The sequence below is a fragment of the Cysteiniphilum sp. 19S12-1 genome (assembly GCF_052030685.1).
Taxonomy (GTDB): domain Bacteria; phylum Pseudomonadota; class Gammaproteobacteria; order Francisellales; family Francisellaceae; genus Caedibacter.
Window position 1 is genome coordinate 73,626 of the sequence record NZ_JBQAJM010000001.1, and the last position, 19,120, is coordinate 92,745.

Here is a 19,120-nt window from a genome sequence, read left to right on the forward strand (position 1 = left end):
CACTTTAAGCGAAATTAGAAAGCAAAAGCACATGTAATCGCATGGATAACGAAGTTATAAAATATATTGCTAATATCATCCAAAATCTACTTGGCACAACAGGCGAAGGCGGTATGGATTTTACGGTTTTCGATTTTGTCCGTGGTATAGGCATCATTATGGGCGTATGTATATTATTTGTTGCAATTATTCGTCTATCTAAGCATGGTAAAACACAGCAAATGTTTCGTTATTATGCGCCCTCCACTACGGTGCTTATGTTTTTTGCCGGTGTGGTGTTACTATCAATGAGTGGCTTTTTAGACATGGTTAGCATCACTTTATTCCCCCAACACGAGAAACTTGATCCGATTAAAACAATCAGTGAATATGCATCCCTTGCAGAAAAAGCTCAAGATGTAGATATTGCACAAAAATATTTGATTTTTTCTCTGCTTGCCATTGTTGGTTTTATTTCTTTGATCCGTGGGATTTTTCTTCTAATTAAAGTCTCTGAAGGACAAAGAGAAGGCGGGATTGGTCAGGTTATCAGCCATCTTATTGCTGGTGTAATTGGCATGAATGCAGCGGCTTGCTTTGATATCTTAAATAAAGTTTATGATTTTGAAAAGTATTGGCATGGTAGCTAAGAATCAACACTTAAGCTGCAACATTAATGGATAAATCATTTGACTCAATTTATACGACATAAACCTAAAACAACGGAGAACTAAAATGGCAAAAATCAATCGATCCACAATTAAAAAAGTTTGCGCAGTAGTCGCTATCTTATTTCTTACCTGTGCGGTAAGCTATGCTGAAAATACTACCACTGGGACAACGGGGGATTTCAAAGCGTGGGCAACGGGTATCATCACTTTTTTTAGCCAAATCAAAACATTTATTACCATCGTAGCAACATTAGTTGGTATGTGGTTTATCTACAGTGCAATCCAGTTATTTAGGAAACACCACAATCAAGGCGCACAAAGCCAAGGCGAGCATATTAAAAATGGTGGTGGTCATCTGGTGCTTGGTGTTTTATTAACTTGCCTTGCCCCTGGCATTCAAATGTTTCAATCAACGATTTCTAAGAATATGGGTGACAAAAAATCCTTTCAAGAATTTACCATTGAAAAAGATATCTTTGACAAAGGTGAACAAGGATAAATCATTAACGCCACTACTATTAACTTATTGTATTTGGATAAAAACTTACTTATGAAAACACATTTATCAATCTTAAGCTTACTCTTACTTAGTGCATGCAGTCATATCGACAGCAATTCACCAAAAAAATACCACCCTGAATATGTTAATAACATTGTTATTAATGAACTTAAAGATGCCAGTGAATCTGTCCAACAATCATTGAATGAACTTAATCGTTCAAACACCATTCGCTATGGAAATCCTGAAATTCCTTTTGCTAATATTGAAGATCAGGCGCTTTTGAAAAAACTGTCGCTTACATATTATGGTCCACTGGAAAATGTACTCACTCAAATTGGCTTAGCGGTAAACTTTAAAGTGCAATATTTCGGCAAAACACCACCCTTCCCAATTATCGTGGTCATTGGTCAGCTTAATGCTCCCGTTGAGGATTCAGCCATTAATATTTTAAGAAACCTTGCTGTTCAAACAGGTAAACAAGCAAGCTTAAACATTAATACAGAAGCAAAAGTTATCAGTGTCAGGTATTTATAAGCATGATCGCAATGGACTTACATCAACTAGAAAATTTAACCAGCAATACCCCTATTGTTCAATACGATAGAGCCAACCTTACATTAAGGCAAAAAGCAGTTAAAGAAGCCGCATTGGAATTAGGTACCCAAAGCGGGCTTTACGAAGGACAAAGCATGATTAATCAATATCTTGATAAACTTTCAGCCATGTTGTATCAAACCTATAACTTCAATGGTTTGTTACTGAATGAACATATTCTACCGCCGGTCATTGAAACGGGATACAATAAGTCGAGTATGAATACAGATAATCGTAAAATCACACTTAATGGTCAAATCTATCATATTACAAAGCAAGCTTATTTTGTCTCAAATGTCCCTACTTGGAGGGATTACCTGATCACTAACTTTTCTAGACCGGAAGTTCCAGATCGCTCAGTTTTACCTGCTAATGCTCAAGAACAAAAGATTTGGAAGCTAGCTATTTACTATGGTTGGGAAACAGGTGTTGAACAAGCGATTGATATTTTTAAACAAAACATACACGAATTAAGCAGGGACTTCAGCGGAATGCTGATGTACTATGAATTGATTAATCGCAATATGATTACCTCCCCATATGTTACAACAGCAACAAAAGCCATTTTGTCCGATCAACGCAATTTAGCAATTGATAATAAAGAAATCAATCTGGAGGTTGTGCCTCAATTTCAAGACAACCCAGCACGATGGCAAGCAATGCTTGACCCTTTGCATAACCTTTTACCAACTGACTAAGGCGAGGTTATGACAACAGCAATATCTACATTATTTGCACATGATCCACCTTATTTTTTGCATTGTCATTATGATATGTTATTAACTTACACTGCGGAAAATGATATTAGTGATTTAACACTACAAATAGATAGCCCGATTTTTGCTGTTCGCTATGGTCAGCAGATAAAGCTTACCAATAGAGGGCTAAGTGGCAGTGAAATTGAAGATTTTATTAACTTGTTATATGGGAGCAATGCAGCAGCTAAGGTACTAAGTGGGAGTGACTTGGATTTTAGCTATACGCATAGAGTCAACTCAGATCATAAATTGAGATTCAGAATCAATGCAAGTTTGATCAACCAATATGAAAAGCTTGGGATTCAAGTCTCTATGCGTATGTTAACAACAACACCACCGCCTATAGATACATTACGGTTATCTGAAGAGCTCGTTAAGTTAAGCTTCATTAATGAAGGCATTGTCCTTGTATGCGGCGCAACTGGCTCAGGGAAGTCGACATTATTGGCATCCATGCTTGCATTAAGAGCAGCAAAGAGTGGTTCAGGAGAAAAGATCATCACTTTTGAATCTCCTATAGAATACATCCTACCTGCATATACCGAGAACTCTATTACTTCGCAATCCGAGGTTCCTAGATGCCTACCTAGCTTTGCCTATGCTATTAGAAATGCTTTAAGGCGCACTCCAACAGCAATCATGGTTGGAGAGTCACGAGACAATGCCACAATCTCAGCAGTCATCGAAGCCGCTCTTACTGGGCATAGCGTGTTTAGCACACTACACAGTCAATCTGTCATACAAGCGATTAATCGATTACTCATGCTTTTTCCGCACGAAGAAAAGCAACGCATTTATTATGATTTTTTTAGTACGGTTTCTGCCATTATTTGGCAAACTCTTATTCCAAGCAATGATGGGAAAAGAGTTGCTTTAAGGGAATATGTCGTAGTTGATGCAGCACTTAGAGCAAAGTTATTATCTGCATCAAATGAGATGATGGCGCCTATTATCAAACAAGCAATGGAACAACGCCAAACCTCGCTTACAGACCACGCAACCACATTATTGTCCAAGGGACACATTAGCACACAAACTTATAACTTATATTGCCAACACCATCACAATTAATAATAGTAAAAAGAGGTTTTTCAATGTATAACACTCAAGCTCACTGGAGAGACTCAGGTAGAAAGCCTAAATTTTTCATTATTGAAGCGCAAGTATTTATTCCAATCCTATTATGCTTGTTCCATTTTAGGGTATGGACCATCTCGCTAAGTATTGGAACCTGTGTTCTCCTTTTCATACTCAATCGCTATCAAATAACGCTATGGGTATTCCTATTAAACTTACGCGAATGGTCATTTGGTCGTGAAAAACTAACTGAGAAACGTTATTCAAATGAGTAAAGGTTTAAGAGGACTCTCACGCACACAAGAAGCACGCCCAAGTGAGAGCATTCGTGACACTCGCGGCTTAATCTTCCAGCTTTATGAACTTTGCTCATCACGCTTAGGAAGTATTTGTGTGATTATATTATCACTCGTCGCGTTGACTTGGCTACCACTTATCAGTGACTTACTGTTTGTATTTATATTAGTAATCTTCTGGAATGCATTTTGGCAAATTCCAAGATTGCCTTTTCGCTTACCTTTAGGCGCCAAACATCCCGATTTGTCAAATAGCAACCTAGTGCAAAAAAAAATATCCAAACCTTCTGGACTTTACTTTTTTGGCAATGAAATTGCCAGCAAACAAGAAGTTTGGTTTAGTGATGAAGATATGCGTACTCATGCATTAATCTTGGGCTCAACAGGCTCTGGTAAAACTCAAACCTTACTTTCAATTGCTTTTAATGCACTATCCCAAGGCTCAGGTTTTATTTATGTTGATGGAAAAGGTGATAACTCCCTCTATGCCCAAGTTTTTTCAATGGCTAAATTCATGGGACGCGAGGATGATTTGCTGGTAATTAATTATATGACTGGTGCTGAGGACATTATTGGGCCACAAAAAGATATGATATCCAATACACTTAATCCATTTGCCTTAGGCTCCTCAAGCATGCTATCACAATTAATTGTTAGCATGATGTCTTCTTCGGATAGCGGTGGCGGTGATGGGGATATGTGGAAAGGAAGAGCAATATCCTTTGTTGAAGCATTAATGCGTTTGCTTGTTTATCTTAGAGACAAAGGTTACTTACTGCTTGAAGCCAATACGATTCGCCGCTATTTTATCCTTGATGTTGTCGAGGATTTACTTCATAAGCAAAAAATCCTTGATCACAATAACAGTACAGTTGTCATACGGGAAAAACTTCCTACTGACGTTACCGATCCAATGTATAACTACCTTGCAACATTACCTGGTTATCAGGAAAAAAACGTCGGTAAGCAATCTGACAAAACATATGAACAACACGGCTATATCACCATGCAATTAACACGTATATTTGGTTCACTTGCCGATGTTTACGCACATATTATGCGTACCAACCTTGCAGATGTTGATTTTAGTGATGTTATTCTAAATCGCCGCATTCTAGTCGTCTTATTGCCTGCACTAGAGAAATCGCCAGACGAGTTGTCAAATCTAGGAAAATTGATTATTGCTTCATTAAAAGCCATGCTTGCTGCAGGCCTTGGCTCAAAAATACAAGGTGAATATAAAGAAGTTATCGAATCTAAACCTTCTAATTCTGATACGCCTTTCTTATGCATTTTAGACGAGTATGGCTATTATGCTGTAGAAGGGTTTGCTGTTGTTCCTGCTCAAGCGCGATCACTTGGTTTCTCTGTGGTGTTTGCTGGACAAGATATTCCTGCTTTCCAAAAAGCATCCAAAGAAGAAGCTGCTTCCATTTTTGCAAATACAAACATTAAGTTGTGTATGAAATTAGAAGACCCTACTGAAACATGGGACTTTTTTAACAAAACAGCAGGAGAAGCCTATGTATCAACCGTCAGAAGTTACAACATGGGGCAAGATGGCAATAGTTTGGGCTATAAAGATTCCAAAGAAGCAGGCATTGAAAAACGAGCACGACTGGACCTTATGGATTTGAAGGATCAATTACCTGGTGAGGCGCATGTGTTTTTTAAATCAAACATTGTCAGAATGCGATCATTTTACGCTGCACCTAAAAAAACAAAACATATTGCGATTAATCAGTTCTTGAAAGTAGAGCCTTATACTATCGCTTTCATTGAATCAGCTAAAGTTGCTTTTGGCAAACATCATTACAAGAAATTAGACGCATTACCACTAAGTTCGGCCTTACTGCAAGAAGGTATGGCTAGCAATATTAACATTTCACATGCAGAAGATGAGTCATTTCTAACGGCCGAAGCTGAGCAAGCTCATCATGGTTCACAAGAAAGTCCTGATCAAACACGATATGAAAAAAAGGATCCACTTGCTGACATTAATTCTCTGATAAAAAACAGTCTACTATTTGATGCTATCGATCTTGAGGATAAACTCAATAACGATTATTTTGATTTGACACAGTCAAATATGACACTTCATTTGATTAACGCTCAAGAATTGCAAAAGCTATTTTATAAACTCAATACCATGCTTGGCGTTAAGCTCAATGAAAATAAAACACAAATTCTTGAGAAACTCAAACATATCAGCCACCTTTCCAAGCAATACTCACAGCAAAAATCACAAGTCAATTTGAAGGATCTGTTTCAACAAACATTAGCTGAGAGCAATACAACATCTAATAAAAAGAGTGCAAAATGATTTTAACTAACATTATGAAACATCTCATCCAAGAGCATCATCTAACCTTTATTGAGAATCAACAAACAAAAGATTTTGGGAAATTAACTCAGGTAGAGATCTTTATCAAAGCATTAATATCACAAGCTGATAATAACTACCTTTATGTTTTTGATAGCTCAATGACAAGAAGTATTAGTGACACAAACTTTGATCTAATACAGGTTTTATTTATTTACGACGCTTTGCTTAACCTGATTGATGAAGGCGTTATCAACATTGATAAACTATTGGGAGATAATTAATGTCTAACTCTGCTAATAGCAGTAATGATGACGGAATGGCACCAACTTATATCGTTGTCATTATCCTGCTAGCACTACTCCTGTTTTACTGGCTTTTCCACAATCAGCTTATTAAAGCAATATTTATCATAAAACGCTTTGAGTTATCGATTATTATGCTGTGGGATGCCCACTATAGTATGTTGATGAATTGGTGTAATCATGTATTAGAATCGACCGTCACACTGAAGCAGCTCAAATATTTAGGCTACAATACCAGTGACGCTTTAATGTCTATTTTTTGGGGTGTTGGCATAACATTGATCACCATCATATTTTTCTTCCATCCCAATAGAAAATATAGACAAACCTTCTCAATGCCGAGTTTATCTCAATTCATTGCTCAACGCTTTAATAAGGTTTATACGCCAAAAAATGAAACGCGATCCAAAACCAACCTTGGCACAGCATTAACACCCGTTGAATATTTGCAACATCATCTTTTGATCCCAAATAAAAAACTTGACCTTATTGCACTACATAGTAATTTAAGTCAACAACTTGGCAATCGTTGTATCAATATCGCACAGGAGCCTCTTGAAATATCCGGCCTAGCTGTCGTTTTTTCCTTATACATTCTGGATAAGCGCAAGCAAGCTGACACGCTTTTAAGTTATCTAAACTACGAATTCAGCCAACATAACAATCAGTTTAAAAACTTTATCAATCGATACAAACTCAACAAATATTTAAATAAACATTTAATGGAATGTATGTCTCACGATAATATTCAGAAAATTGTAACAAAACATCACTACACTTATACCATGTTATGCTCACTGTTAAGTACTGCAAGAAAAGGAGGTATTGTTCCTACTTCATCATTCTTATGGTTAAAACCCGTTAATCGAACTTTATGGTATGCTTTAAATAATGTTGGCAGAAAAACACTTTTTAGTGAAGGCGCTGCTGTTATCTCACATTGGCAATTTGAACTTTCATTAAACATGCCTTTTTCTTCACCCATGATCGACAACGTATCCAAAGCATTACAGCAAGAATATCAACTTTATGAGTCTTTACATCATGATAAATCCTGATATTAAACTAAAGCTTCTAGCTTCTTCGAATCATACCCATGCATTTCTAAAACGCTTTAAAGCACCAAAATACAGTAATTGCAAGCAAAAACTACTTGAGGAAAGTACCAGTTGCTATTTTTGTCAACAACAGCAAACTGATCTCTATATTATCAATCTTGATCTTAATTACACTAATAACCATTTTAGCAATCTCGCACTTGCCTGCCATTTTTGTACCTATGTTCAGCATCTGGATTTGAGTGATCAATACAAACATCTGCTACAACATATTATTTATTTACCTGATATTTCTCAACAGGAACTTAATCAGCATTATCATCAATGGCAGAATATGATTAAGCAAAAACAGAATATTTTTGCTATTCAGGAAGCCATTTCTGAATTATCGGAGCGATCTGAATTAATCGATGAAATTATTGGATTTAAAACTAATTTCAAAGATCAGCTAGGTCTATTGCTCAAGCCCTACGATAATGGACATTCATTATTGTCTCACCTACGCTGGCTACCCAGTTTTGAACTCTTGAGATCTTTTGACCCTACAATACTTTTTGATTCATAAACCAAAACACATCAATTGCACAATACCTCATCGCCTTTGAGATATAGCTATACCGCCCACAAAATGATTCACGAGCGGTATACATTATATGACTACTTGTTACTGGCATTATGATCCTGTTTGAGAGTATGCTGTCAGGCACCGATAAGAGCACTGAATGATATGGTGGAAAATGGTGTGCCTTCAGTTAACAAAACAACAAGATGAGTTATGGTATGCCTACAAGCTCAATCCAAAGGCAGATAGCTATAATATTTCTGTATTGTATCGTGTTGAAGGTAACTTAGATATAAAAAAATTCAAGTCAATTTATTTAACTATCGGTCATTACTTTGAAGCATTTAAAACACGCTTTATTGAAAAAGATGGTAGAGTATCTCAAATTATACGTGACCATTTTGACGGTGAATTTATCTATCAAACACTTAATAATTCAACTGATCAAGAAGCCCTTGACGCAATCGAAGCATTAAGAGCCAAGCCATTTAACCTTGAAAAAGATTGGTTATTTAGAGCTATTTTAATCAAGACGAATGATAAGACGCATTATTTTCAATTTGTCTGGCATCATATTATTTCCGATGGACTAACGACAACTATTTTTAGTGAAACCTTTGAAAAACTTTATAACGAAGGCTTAGAAGCCATCAATCAATTCAAAACCTATTCGCTAACTGACTATTTACAGTACGAAACATCGGTGATTGCTAAGAAGAAGGAAGAAACCATTAAGTACTGGCAAAACCACCTTAAAGGATGTCAACAAAATGAACTTGCTAAATACACTTATAATGATGGCGGGCAAATCAATCGTAAGCGACTTAATATTGATTCAAAAGCTTTAAATAAACTGCTTAAAACACACAAGACAACACCCTTTATATTTTTCAATGCACTCATTAGTGCCTTTATTTTTAGATGCTTTCACTTAACGGATATTCTGTTATCTTACCCAAAAAATATACGACCAAAGGAGTTTGACAAGATAGTCGGCTATTTCGTCAGTATGTTTCCTATGCGTGTGCAAGTATCAGGAGAGATGACTTTTGCTAGCTTGCTTTATAATATAAAAAAGCGGTATAAAGAAGATAGAAATTATCAGGAAATTGCTTTTGAGGAAATACGCAAAGCATTAAAGTTTGATGTAAAACCCAATATATCAATAATCGAAACCTGTCTTTTATCTCAACCAATAAAGTTGAGTGATCTTACAGTTAATCATTTAGAGTTTTTCTATGGTAACAAAATAACCACACTGAGTTTTGCATATGATAAGAATGTTTTGTGTTATGAAATCGTTTATCGTGCAAACTATATCCCTAGCTATTTCATTGGGTATTTTGAAAATTTGATCAATGAGATTTTAGCCAGCACAGATAAAAAGGTATCTGAATATGAGTTAATGTCAATTGATCAAAAAAAAAAACTACTCTGCGATTGGAATAATACGGATAAACCCTATCCAAAAGATGAGACTATTCACCAACTATTTGAAGAGCAAGTTAAAAGAAATCCTGACAATATCGCCATTGTTTTTGAGAGCGAACAACTTAACTATGCGCAGTTAAATGCCAAAGCGAATCAACTAGCACGCTATATCAGATCGAGCAATACCATTTCTCCTGATGATTTAATCGCTTTATATCTAGATAAAAGCTTAGAAATGATTATTGGCATTTTGGCTATTTTGAAATCAGGAGCGGCATATGTCCCTCTTGACCCCATCTACCCTGATGAAAGAGTGAAGTATATCCTTAATGATACTCAAGCATCTTTGGTATTATCACAATCACATTACATCTCAAGACTGCAAGCTATTTCTAAGGCACCCATCATATCACTTGAGAGTGATTGCTACGAAAGCCTCTCAAGTGAGAATTTAATGCCAGCAAGCACCGCCAATGATTTGGCTTATGTGATATATACTTCGGGTACAACTGGGCAACCTAAAGGTGTTTGTATATCACACAAAAATTTATGTAATATGGCATTTTCACAGCAAAAAAAGTTAACGATCAATGAAAAATCAAAAATTTTGCAATTTGCATCAATTGGTTTTGATGCCTCAGTATGGGAGATTTTTGGTGCTTTAAGTTTTGGTGCTCAGTTACATATTCTATCGGACACAAAAAAATTACAACTTAAATATCTGGAAAGCTATTTATTATTCAATAAAATTTCACATGCTACATTACCACCCAGACTCATAGAAAACTTGAATGCAAAATGTTTACCTAATTGTTTATGCTCCGCAGGAGAAGTTTTAAATATAAAAATTTTACAAAAATTAATTGCACAAGAGTATTTTATGAATGCGTATGGTTTAACTGAAACTTCAGTATGTTCAACTATACATAAATGCAACCGTAACAGCCTAAATAACACTATTGGTAAATCAATTGATAATAATAAATGCTATGTTGTTGATATATGCAACAATCTTGTGCCAATTGGTGTTATTGGTGAATTATATATCGGCGGGGCAGGGTTAGCACATGGTTATCTTAACAAACCTGAATTAACCACTGAAAAATTTATTCCTAACCCATTTGCTACTGAAACCGACAAAGCCAATGGCTATGATCGTTTATATAAAACAGGGGATTTAGTTCGCTGGCTGCCTGATGGCAACCTAGAGTATATTGGACGCAAAGATAACCAAGTTAAAATACGTGGCTTTAGAATTGAATTGGCTGAAATTGAAAGTGCCTTAATCAATATTACAGGTATTCAACAAGCTATCGTTATCAATAGAGTAGTGAATGATGAACAATGCCTTTTTGCTTATTACACTGCCAATGAGCAAATTAATCCTGAATTAATAATAGATAAACTCACTAACAAACTGCCAAATTACATGGTGCCAAGTGCTGCCTTGCAAATTAATGAGATACCACTCACCATTAATGGCAAAATTGATATCAATGCTTTACCTGAGATTAGATTTGAAAGCGATCAAGCTTATATTGAAGCAAGAACAGAACAGGAAAGAATTGTTTGTCAGGCATTCTCTAATTTACTACTTATTGAAAAAGTAGGCATTGATGATGATTTCTTTAAGTTGGGAGGCAATTCTATTAAAGCCATTCAACTCGCTATGATGTTACAGTCAAATCTTGAGGTCGATGTTGCTGAAATTTTTGATTTACGCACACCTAGGAAACTGGCGCACAATAAGCAAATTACCCATGATCTATTGATTTCCAAATTAGAAAAAATTAAACATGAGTATGCCAACCAAAAGATTAAAGGACATGAAAAACTTAACACAGCGATGTCACTTAAAAAAGAGCAGTATTTATCACAAATAGCTAATATACCCGCAGTAAAATATACAACCAAATCCATCCAAAATGTCCTATTAACCGGAGCCACCGGTTTTTTAGGATGCAACCTTCTCAACCAATTACTAACCTTAACACCCTATCGTATTTATCTATGCATTAGAGCCAAAGATAAGACACATGCCATGGAGCGTATGGCGCATAAATACCGGTTTTATTTTGATATTACTCTGGAAAAGTATTTTGCTGATCGCCTAGTTTATATCCCCTGTGATTTGGAAAAAGAACAAATCGGTGTATCAGATGAGCAATATTATCAACTGATACAAAATATCGATAGCATTATCCATTGTGCTGCGTTAGCAAAACATTTTGGTATTGAGCAGACGTTTTATAGAGCCAATGTTACATCAACGATTAATTTACTTAAGCTTTGTGAGCTAACCAATTTAAAAGATTTCCATTATATTTCAAGCTATTCTGTGATGACAGGTGTTGTCAATGATAATGAAACTGTCCTGACTGAGGATGATCAATTAACGATTGATGGCGAATGGAATTCACCATATACCAAAACCAAATACCTCGGTGAGATCAATACCATTAAATGGCGCGAAAAAGGCATTAATAGTAGCGTCTATCGTGTCGGGAACTTAGCTTTTATGCAACAAAATGGTAAGGTGCAGGAAGATGTCAAAGATAATGCATTTGCAACCTATATTACCTTTATCCGCAAATTGGGCTGTATCGCTGATAATATGAATGAAATAGAGATTTCACCTGCTGATATAACGGCAACAGCAATGGTGAAAATGTTTGATAAACGACAATTAAACAATCAGACACATCATGTATTTAATCCAAATAAGATCAAATTATCTCAAATGCTGAGTACGAAAAATCACACAATCACCATTGTAAATTTTGAAACTTTTATTGATGGGTTAGTTAACTATTTACAGCATAATGATGATTGTGATTTAATTGGACGGTTTCTGTTACGCATGGAATGGCACGCCGATGGTAAAAATGGTCATTTTATTGGAAGTAATGGTAGCGCTATTTTGCAAAACAAAACGGGATCCGTATTTAAGATGATAGATTTTCAATGGACAAGAATTAGTAACATGCAATTAAAATTCTATATTGAGAAATTGAACACTATGCTTGATATAAATTTAGGAACGCCAACAAATGCACCTAAACCTTTTAAGGTACACATCTGGTTGAAAAGTATCAGAAGATTGTTAAATGAAGCCAAGCTTAAGGCGTTAAATATATTCAAAACACATAAAAAAGTGGTTGCAGTTATCAGTAGTGTATTAATTATAGCGCCATTATTATATACCTTAGAACTGTTAGATATAATCACTATGCTACAATTTGCGGATGACACTGTTTAAAACTTAAAATTAGGATCAAGGATGTAGAGATGCTCATAACGAACAAAAAAGATTTAACCTCATCATTTAGTGAGTTTTCAAATCTTATCCCCAGTGGTGTCTATTGGCTTAACACAAACCATGAGTTAATGGGTGCAAATGATTTCATACTTAAAACTGCAGGGATGAAACTTGAAGATATATTAGGAAAAACACCACTCGAAATGCATCCAAAGGATATGGGTACTGAAATTATTGCTCATCACAAGCAAGTAATAAAAACAGGGAAACAAGTTTATTGTCAAGAACAAATCGTAAATCCAGAGTCTGGAAACATTGTTTATTTCGATGTTGCACTTTCACCATTATTCGATGAATGTGGTAACATTTTTGGGGTTTGTGGTATTTCTTATGATATCACCGAACGCAAACGCCTTGAAGAAGAAACCATACACCAAAAGAATCAATTGGAGAAAAAAATAGCATTTCAACGAAACTACCTTAGATCATATGGTTATGAATGGGTAGATGCCCTTAAAAATATTTCGCACGCAATTGATAATATAGGGGCGCAATTAATAGGATCTACTGTTCCAGAAAGCCTTGAGATTGCTGTGAATGATGAACTCTACAAAATCAACGAAAGCTTATCTGAAATGTATACCATGTATCAAAAGATTAATAGCACAATTATCAGCGAAAATGATTCTCTTAACTCACTTAATTCGATTTGTACAAAACCTATGCTCTTAAAAGGTTTGATCGCACCAGAAATTGGCATTGCAAATGCCTCAATTAGTGCGAGATTTGATGTTGAAGTATCATTTGAAATGGATAACCAATCACAACAAAAAGTCTATGTGGATTATAAAAAACTTCGCCACATTATTAGAACACTACTTGCTAATTATACAAAAGGAATCAGTAAAAATGCTCAAAAGAATATTAACTTAAAAATTACCGCCAGAGACAGAGCACATGACAAACTTTACATAACATTTGAATTTAAAGGCACTATGCCATTTATTGAGCTAGAAGATGATAATATTAGCGCAGAGTACTTCACGGATCCTAAAAACACCAATGTCGCCATGGATAAACATGAGTTTGCATATGATCTTGCTTTGGCTAAACATTATGTTAAGTTACTTTGTGAAAATGAAGTTGAGTTAAATAATCACTTATTTGAAGGATCTGAGTTTTCATTTACTCTACCATTTGTCACAGTAGATGACGACGAGATGGATGAGATCATCGAGTAAATTGACATAAAAGCATCTCAGGTTATTTATACGCAATGTATGCTAAATATCTCCTGTGCTCATGCGACTGAGATATTTTAACAAAGAGTTCATAACGATTGTTCACCCCTAGTTTCTGTACCATTGAGGCAATCAGTCCCTCAATGGTTCTCGGTGAGCGATCAATACATAATGCAAGTGCTTTCACCTCGTAATTGCCATTATAAATAGCTAAAAAGCACAGGTTCTCAGTATACGTTAACTCGCTAAACTGCGGAGTGGGTATGTACTTTGTAAGCAAATTTTTGGATGGGTTTACATTTTTAAATGTGAATCCATTCAAATCAATATCAAACGTATTTTGCAAAACTAATTGATCAAGCGTTTGATGTAGCTGCCTGAAATGTCCTCCATAAAATAATGTATTTGCAATAAGAACTTCTTTTTTCTTTACAAATATGCACAAGAAACTAATTGAATGGTCAGGGTGGTAATGTAAATGCCATGGCAAAGCGTGTCTTTCCTCCTTGGTAAGAATATGATCAACACAAAAAGACTGGTTATATGACTGATATACTGCATTTTTATAACCCACATCATTAATCGTCGGAGATAGTAGCAAAGTTTCAAAGTCAAGAAAAATTCTTTTATCTGCCTCAGGCAAAGTATAATAATCGCTCAAACTATCATCTGCTAATAAGGGTAGCGCAAGCACTCTACCATTAGAATAACAGCGATGGTATATTAACGATTCTACAGATAAAGCTAAATTTGCACTCTTTAAGATTTTATTTAATTTATACGCATATCTTTGGTAACTTTTTGTGTAGATCGCCTCTACTGTGTTCATTTGCTACTCCATAACCTTCATTATCAGCCATTATATGGCTTAAACATGAGTAATCACCCCCTATTTTCACAAAGAGTTCATACCTATTTTTGCACTCTAACTTGTGTAAAACACTACGCATTAAACCTTCGATTGTTCGAACAGATAGATTTAAATATATTGCAACTTGCTTTGTCTCATAATACCCTTGAGATATTGCAAATAAAAATGACTTTTCTGATCGTGTTAAATTGGGAAATATTTTTGGCATGTGATGCTGTTTAAAACACAGTTGATCCTGTCTTGTATTGACCAAAAAATCATGGACCAAATAATGATATTCTTGCCGCAAAGAATCAAATAGTTTTCGTGTTAACGCCAGAATATTAAGGTGCGCATATTGAATACTAGCCTCAAGATAGTTACTCTTTTTAATGAATATACATAAATTGGCGATTGATTGACTCCCTACCTTGAAATACTGAATAGGCAACATATTAAATGCTTCTTGTGTTACAAAAGACAAGTGATATGGGTAACTATCTTCAGAGCAAATATTTAATTCGTCTAATGTCATAACTTTTGGTCGATTAAGCACGTTGAGAAAAGAGGATATATGCGCTTTTTCAGACTGAGCCCAATCATGAAAACTCTCCAGATATTTTAGTGGAATATTAATAGCCATTCCTGAACTAAAAGTTTCTGTATAAGTCAAACCTTCAATGTCAAACGGGAAATCCATAGATTGAACAATCTTCTTAAAAGTATGCTCATATTTTTTCCAATGATAGTGATGTATGTCTTGCAAGGTAAATTGTTGATTTGCAAACTCCATTATATTCAAGAAACTCCATAAGTTGATTTACTTTTTAGTTTTATCGTAATCATTAAAACAATAGCGATTATTTTTGCCTACCAGCCTTTCATTACCACACAGCGCATCACATCATGCATTTTGCTTATTTTCACCGCTAACTCATATTTGTTATTGCAACTGAGCTTCTGTGAGAGTCGCGCGACGATTCCTTCAACTGTTCTGTATGATTTATGCAGTTTTAACGCAATCTCCTTTGACTCATAATGTCCTGCATAAATTAATTTAAGACAAGCCAATTCTTGCTTTGTCAGTTTAGATAAAAGCTCAATAACCATATTTTCATTAGCTCCTTTAAACATAATAGGAGCAATATCGCTGGAAATATCAAACTCTATAGCAATAAGTGTCTTGCAGTCAAACAAATAGGATTCGATTGCCGCTATGCATTGATCTAACAAAAACTGTTTATCGCTAAAAAAACCCATAAATTTGCATCGGGTAATTACAGAAATCCTACTGATTGAATTATCGTCATTATATTTAAGGTAAGTCAAACAATAATCAAATTTATTGATACTTCTAATAAAAGCATAGCTAGACTGATCGTCACTGGATAAAAAAGGACTTAATTCATGATACCATATCATTTTTGGAATTTTAGTGAGGTTGCTCAAACAAAATGCAGGATCTTTGGTCGGGTTTCCTTCTAACCAGGAACCACATATATCATGCTCTAGAACCGGTACGTCAATCACTTCTCCATTTGCAAATAATCTCGTATAAGATAATCCGGTAACACACAATGTATCGATCATAGGAGAGATTAATCTCTTTAGTATGTTTTTATATTTTACGAAGCTGAATCTGTGCACTTCTTGGATTGTTGGCATTTATTTAATGTGTGACGATGATGTTATGGGTGTATTATACGCAATATTAAAATATTGTCCACTCATCCGATGGATAAATTATGTACTGCGCTACGCTAATAAGTATCATTTCATTATAAAATCATCATTTTGTCCGGTTTTTGAGACTATCATCGCTCCGATGGTGTTTTTCCCTAATAATCTCCTCTGTTTTATAACCTTGTAGAGATTTTTGATGAGAAGAATTTATTTTATATTACCGGCTTTATTCTTTATACAAAGCATAAGCTACGCAAATAGCAAACCCATTAATTCAGCATCTGATCTAGATACTGCTATTCAAATGTCATTAAGCGAAGATGACAGCAGAACGACACTTGCTGCAAACGACTGGTTTTATATGAATGTTTATGGCGGGTTGTCTTATAAGGCTTTCCCACAATCTGAACAAACAATTTTTCGCTCGGATGTTGGGACTTATGATATTTACCAACCAGCTAAGCGCTCTTCTCCTTACCTTGCTGCTGAGTTTGGAATACGCCCATGGAAGTATCTAACATTTGGCATAAGGTATTGGAATACGTTCAACACCAATGCTCAACTGATTGATAATACTGGCACGGACAGTTTTCCTAATGGTGACATTAAGATATCCTTTTCCGGAATTAATATTTTAGTCAGTGCGCACTTAACTCTTCCTGCAATTAACAGTGAAATTATATTGTCAACGGGGCCTGCAATTATTTTCTCTCAATTTAATCCAGCAACAGCTATTGCCAGCTATGATAACCCGGCGCTGAAAAAGACAAACAACACAAACATCCGCCCTTTTGTTGCAGTAGGCTATCAATATTTATTGCCATATTCATTAACACTTGGATTAGAAGCACAATATATTTTTGGCATTGGAAAAAATATCTATTCACCATATTACGGCGGTAGCTATGTACCTAATATGTTCAATCTGTCATTAAGCATAGGATATCACTTTTAATAACATCACTAGCACTTACAAATCATTTTATAATTCATAAAATATCATAATAAATAGGAGAAAACTCGATGAAAATTAAAGCATTGATCAGTGGGGTCACTCTTGGAATTAGCACTATGGCTAATGCTAACGTCCCACATCTTGACCCTCATGCCTTACCAACACTTGGAAGTTTAATTGAAGCACTTAATGACTGGGAAAGTCCAATTAATGCAACTTCCTCACAAGCAGCAAATGCTGAAACGCATGCTAATAATGCTGAGTCTTATGCAAATTCAGCAGTTCAAACAGCAACAAGCGCCAATTCAACCGCTCAGCAAGCAGCAAAAACGGTTAGCACATTTGACCAAAGATTAATTACTGCAGAAGGCAATGCTACTTCAGCTAAGACAACTGCTTCTTCTGCCAATGAGCAAGCAGCCAATGCATCACAAACAGCTCAAGCAGCTTTTGATAAAGCTAATGGCTATGAAAATCGCATTAGCGTAGCTGAGAAGAACGCCTCAGAAGCACAACAAACTGCCAATACGGCTAAACAAACAGCAGATAGCGCTAAGTCCTCAGCAGATAGGGTGGACCAGTTTGATCAAAGAATTACAGAAGCACAAGAGAATGCCAAAGAAGCCAATAATACTGCAGAGTCATCAAAAACATATACTAAAGAGCTGGATGACAAATACAGTAAAAAAATTGAAGACGTTAGTGATCACATAAATCAAATAGACCTTTCCCTCAACCAACAAACTAATAGTCGTGTACTTTATGCCTCTAATGACAAGTCACTAGACTCACTTATCAATATTGCCAAAACAAAATTTAATAATCTAAGTGCTAACAATCCAGTTATCATTAAACTAGCTGCCAAAGAATATCAAGGAACAACAATTCCTGATGGAATAATTATTGATGGGCAAAACTGGGCGATATTGACCTCCACAGGATTAGACTATACTGTTACAGGTAACGTTACCTTCAAGAATCTATCTTTTCGCTTCGATAGAAAAGTGGATGAAGGCTATAGAAGTTATATCATTGAGGTTGACTTAAAAGAAAATGATAAATTTAAAATTCAGTTTAATCATGTCAATATTGCATTTGAAAATGCCAACGAGTTATCAAAAATCTCTTTAATCACACGCAGTGATGATAGTCAAGTTAATGACTCAGGTAGTCAATATGCTAAGCCTATTGGCCAAATGCATCTATACTTTAATAATGTTAAAACTCAAAGCGCCTTGCATTCCCCTGAAAATATTATTCTCTTTGGTGGTGGGGATAATAACGCTGGCATTGACCCAAAAGTTGACTCTGCATCTATCTATAACTCTATTATTGGCTTTGTTTATCCCTCTTGCCTTGGAGATGGTACTACAACCGCAACCTCTTTAGAAGTTGTGAATAGTGTTGCAAACTATACATATGAACCAAATAAAAATTATGGTGGCCAGATAGCATGCGGTAGTCCTTTTGGACCCTCACATTTTATTATTCTTAATTCTCAAAATAAAGATGGAAGCCCACTACAAGTTTGGACAAATGGCGACCTGAATGACGGATATACACCCTTCTCATAACA

General features: G+C 35.5%; 17 protein-coding genes. 14 read left to right on the forward strand and 3 right to left on the reverse strand.

Annotated features, from left to right (window positions below; translation table 11 throughout):
• Positions 1-41 precede the first annotated feature (41 nt).
• From ACTS4L_RS00390 to ACTS4L_RS00445, 12 genes are all read left to right on the forward strand, one after another.
• Positions 42-629 carry a hypothetical protein gene (locus ACTS4L_RS00390; protein WP_440617324.1) on the forward strand — a complete coding sequence of 196 codons (588 nt, stop codon included), beginning with the start codon at positions 42-44 and terminating at the stop codon, positions 627-629.
• 85 nt (positions 630-714) lie between these two features.
• Complete coding sequence (locus ACTS4L_RS00395) at positions 715-1,149, forward strand: hypothetical protein (RefSeq protein WP_440617325.1); 435 nt, start codon at positions 715-717, stop codon at positions 1,147-1,149.
• 51 nt (positions 1,150-1,200) lie between these two features.
• A complete protein-coding gene (locus ACTS4L_RS00400) occupies positions 1,201-1,686 on the forward strand; it encodes a DotD/TraH family lipoprotein (RefSeq protein ID WP_440617326.1) in 486 nt (161 codons plus the stop codon).
• A 2-nt stretch (positions 1,687-1,688) separates the two neighbouring features.
• Positions 1,689-2,444 carry a type IV secretory system conjugative DNA transfer family protein gene (locus tag ACTS4L_RS00405; protein ID WP_440651583.1) on the forward strand — a complete coding sequence of 252 codons (756 nt, stop codon included), beginning with the start codon at positions 1,689-1,691 and terminating at the stop codon, positions 2,442-2,444.
• 9 nt (positions 2,445-2,453) lie between these two features.
• A complete protein-coding gene (locus tag ACTS4L_RS00410; RefSeq protein ID WP_440617329.1) occupies positions 2,454-3,575 on the forward strand; it encodes a type IV pilus twitching motility protein PilT in 1,122 nt (373 codons plus the stop codon).
• A 23-nt stretch (positions 3,576-3,598) separates the two neighbouring features.
• Complete coding sequence (icmT, locus tag ACTS4L_RS00415; RefSeq protein ID WP_440617331.1) at positions 3,599-3,856, forward strand: IcmT/TraK family protein; 258 nt, start codon at positions 3,599-3,601, stop codon at positions 3,854-3,856.
• The gene (locus ACTS4L_RS00420) at positions 3,849-6,200 is read left to right on the forward strand and encodes a type IV secretory system conjugative DNA transfer family protein (protein ID WP_440651585.1); all 2,352 of its coding nucleotides are present in this window, start codon (positions 3,849-3,851) and stop codon (positions 6,198-6,200) included. Before icmT ends, ACTS4L_RS00420 begins: the two co-directional genes overlap by 8 nt.
• Positions 6,197-6,484, forward strand: a complete 288-nt coding sequence (locus ACTS4L_RS00425; protein ID WP_440617335.1) for a hypothetical protein — start codon at positions 6,197-6,199, stop codon at positions 6,482-6,484. Before ACTS4L_RS00420 ends, ACTS4L_RS00425 begins: the two co-directional genes overlap by 4 nt.
• Complete coding sequence (locus ACTS4L_RS00430) at positions 6,484-7,563, forward strand: secretion/conjugation apparatus DotM-related subunit (protein WP_440617337.1); 1,080 nt, start codon at positions 6,484-6,486, stop codon at positions 7,561-7,563. The genes ACTS4L_RS00425 and ACTS4L_RS00430 overlap by 1 nt, the downstream gene beginning before the upstream one ends.
• Complete coding sequence (locus tag ACTS4L_RS00435; RefSeq protein WP_440617338.1) at positions 7,550-8,128, forward strand: hypothetical protein; 579 nt, start codon at positions 7,550-7,552, stop codon at positions 8,126-8,128. Before ACTS4L_RS00430 ends, ACTS4L_RS00435 begins: the two co-directional genes overlap by 14 nt.
• 157 nt (positions 8,129-8,285) lie before the next feature.
• Positions 8,286-12,815, forward strand: coding sequence for a non-ribosomal peptide synthetase family protein (locus ACTS4L_RS00440; RefSeq protein WP_440651587.1), 4,530 nt, complete (start codon positions 8,286-8,288; stop codon positions 12,813-12,815).
• Positions 12,816-12,844: 29 nt separating this feature from the next.
• Positions 12,845-14,056, forward strand: a complete 1,212-nt coding sequence (locus tag ACTS4L_RS00445) for a PAS domain-containing protein (RefSeq protein WP_440616520.1) — start codon at positions 12,845-12,847, stop codon at positions 14,054-14,056.
• Positions 14,057-14,078: 22 nt separating this feature from the next.
• Here ACTS4L_RS00445 and ACTS4L_RS00450 read toward each other — a convergent pair whose 3' ends face one another.
• The 3 genes from ACTS4L_RS00450 to ACTS4L_RS00460 form a co-directional block, all read right to left on the reverse strand.
• On the reverse strand, positions 14,079-14,885 hold the full coding sequence (locus ACTS4L_RS00450; protein WP_440616519.1) for a helix-turn-helix transcriptional regulator: 807 nt from the start codon (positions 14,883-14,885) through the stop codon (positions 14,079-14,081).
• On the reverse strand, positions 14,833-15,699 hold the full coding sequence (locus ACTS4L_RS00455) for a helix-turn-helix transcriptional regulator (protein ID WP_440616523.1): 867 nt from the start codon (positions 15,697-15,699) through the stop codon (positions 14,833-14,835). The genes ACTS4L_RS00450 and ACTS4L_RS00455 overlap by 53 nt, the downstream gene beginning before the upstream one ends.
• Before the next feature lie 77 nt (positions 15,700-15,776).
• Entirely contained in the window at positions 15,777-16,496 is a 720-nt protein-coding gene (locus ACTS4L_RS00460) for a LuxR C-terminal-related transcriptional regulator (RefSeq protein ID WP_440616518.1), read from the reverse strand.
• Positions 16,497-16,785: 289 nt separating this feature from the next.
• Here ACTS4L_RS00460 and ACTS4L_RS00465 point away from each other — a divergent pair, with 289 nt between their 5' ends.
• On the forward strand, positions 16,786-17,544 hold the full coding sequence (locus ACTS4L_RS00465) for a hypothetical protein (protein WP_440616517.1): 759 nt from the start codon (positions 16,786-16,788) through the stop codon (positions 17,542-17,544).
• Between the two features lie 68 nt (positions 17,545-17,612).
• On the forward strand, positions 17,613-19,118 hold the full coding sequence (locus ACTS4L_RS00470) for a hypothetical protein (RefSeq protein ID WP_440616516.1): 1,506 nt from the start codon (positions 17,613-17,615) through the stop codon (positions 19,116-19,118).
• Positions 19,119-19,120: the final 2 nt, after the last annotated feature.

Excerpts from the sequence above, each read along its gene's own strand:
- ACTS4L_RS00420 (WP_440651585.1), top strand. The coding sequence starts at position 3,849 with ATGAGTAAAGGTTTAAGAGGACTCTCACGCACACAAGAAGCACGCCCA.
- ACTS4L_RS00405 (WP_440651583.1), top strand. The coding sequence starts at position 1,689 with ATGATCGCAATGGACTTACATCAACTAGAAAATTTAACCAGCAATACC.
- ACTS4L_RS00425 (WP_440617335.1), top strand. The coding sequence starts at position 6,197 with ATGATTTTAACTAACATTATGAAACATCTCATCCAAGAGCATCATCTA.
- ACTS4L_RS00465 (WP_440616517.1), top strand. The coding sequence starts at position 16,786 with ATGAGAAGAATTTATTTTATATTACCGGCTTTATTCTTTATACAAAGC.
- ACTS4L_RS00435 (WP_440617338.1), top strand. The coding sequence starts at position 7,550 with ATGATAAATCCTGATATTAAACTAAAGCTTCTAGCTTCTTCGAATCAT.
- icmT (WP_440617331.1), top strand. The coding sequence starts at position 3,599 with ATGTATAACACTCAAGCTCACTGGAGAGACTCAGGTAGAAAGCCTAAA.
- ACTS4L_RS00445 (WP_440616520.1), top strand. The coding sequence starts at position 12,845 with ATGCTCATAACGAACAAAAAAGATTTAACCTCATCATTTAGTGAGTTT.
- ACTS4L_RS00440 (WP_440651587.1), top strand. The coding sequence starts at position 8,286 with ATGATATGGTGGAAAATGGTGTGCCTTCAGTTAACAAAACAACAAGAT.
- ACTS4L_RS00460 (WP_440616518.1), bottom strand. The coding sequence starts at position 16,496 with ATGATCGATACATTGTGTGTTACCGGATTATCTTATACGAGATTATTT.
- ACTS4L_RS00400 (WP_440617326.1), top strand. The coding sequence starts at position 1,201 with ATGAAAACACATTTATCAATCTTAAGCTTACTCTTACTTAGTGCATGC.
- ACTS4L_RS00430 (WP_440617337.1), top strand. The coding sequence starts at position 6,484 with ATGTCTAACTCTGCTAATAGCAGTAATGATGACGGAATGGCACCAACT.
- ACTS4L_RS00390 (WP_440617324.1), top strand. The coding sequence starts at position 42 with ATGGATAACGAAGTTATAAAATATATTGCTAATATCATCCAAAATCTA.
- ACTS4L_RS00410 (WP_440617329.1), top strand. The coding sequence starts at position 2,454 with ATGACAACAGCAATATCTACATTATTTGCACATGATCCACCTTATTTT.
- ACTS4L_RS00450 (WP_440616519.1), bottom strand. The coding sequence starts at position 14,885 with ATGAACACAGTAGAGGCGATCTACACAAAAAGTTACCAAAGATATGCG.
- ACTS4L_RS00395 (WP_440617325.1), top strand. The coding sequence starts at position 715 with ATGGCAAAAATCAATCGATCCACAATTAAAAAAGTTTGCGCAGTAGTC.
- ACTS4L_RS00470 (WP_440616516.1), top strand. The coding sequence starts at position 17,613 with ATGAAAATTAAAGCATTGATCAGTGGGGTCACTCTTGGAATTAGCACT.
- ACTS4L_RS00455 (WP_440616523.1), bottom strand. The coding sequence starts at position 15,699 with ATGGAGTTTGCAAATCAACAATTTACCTTGCAAGACATACATCACTAT.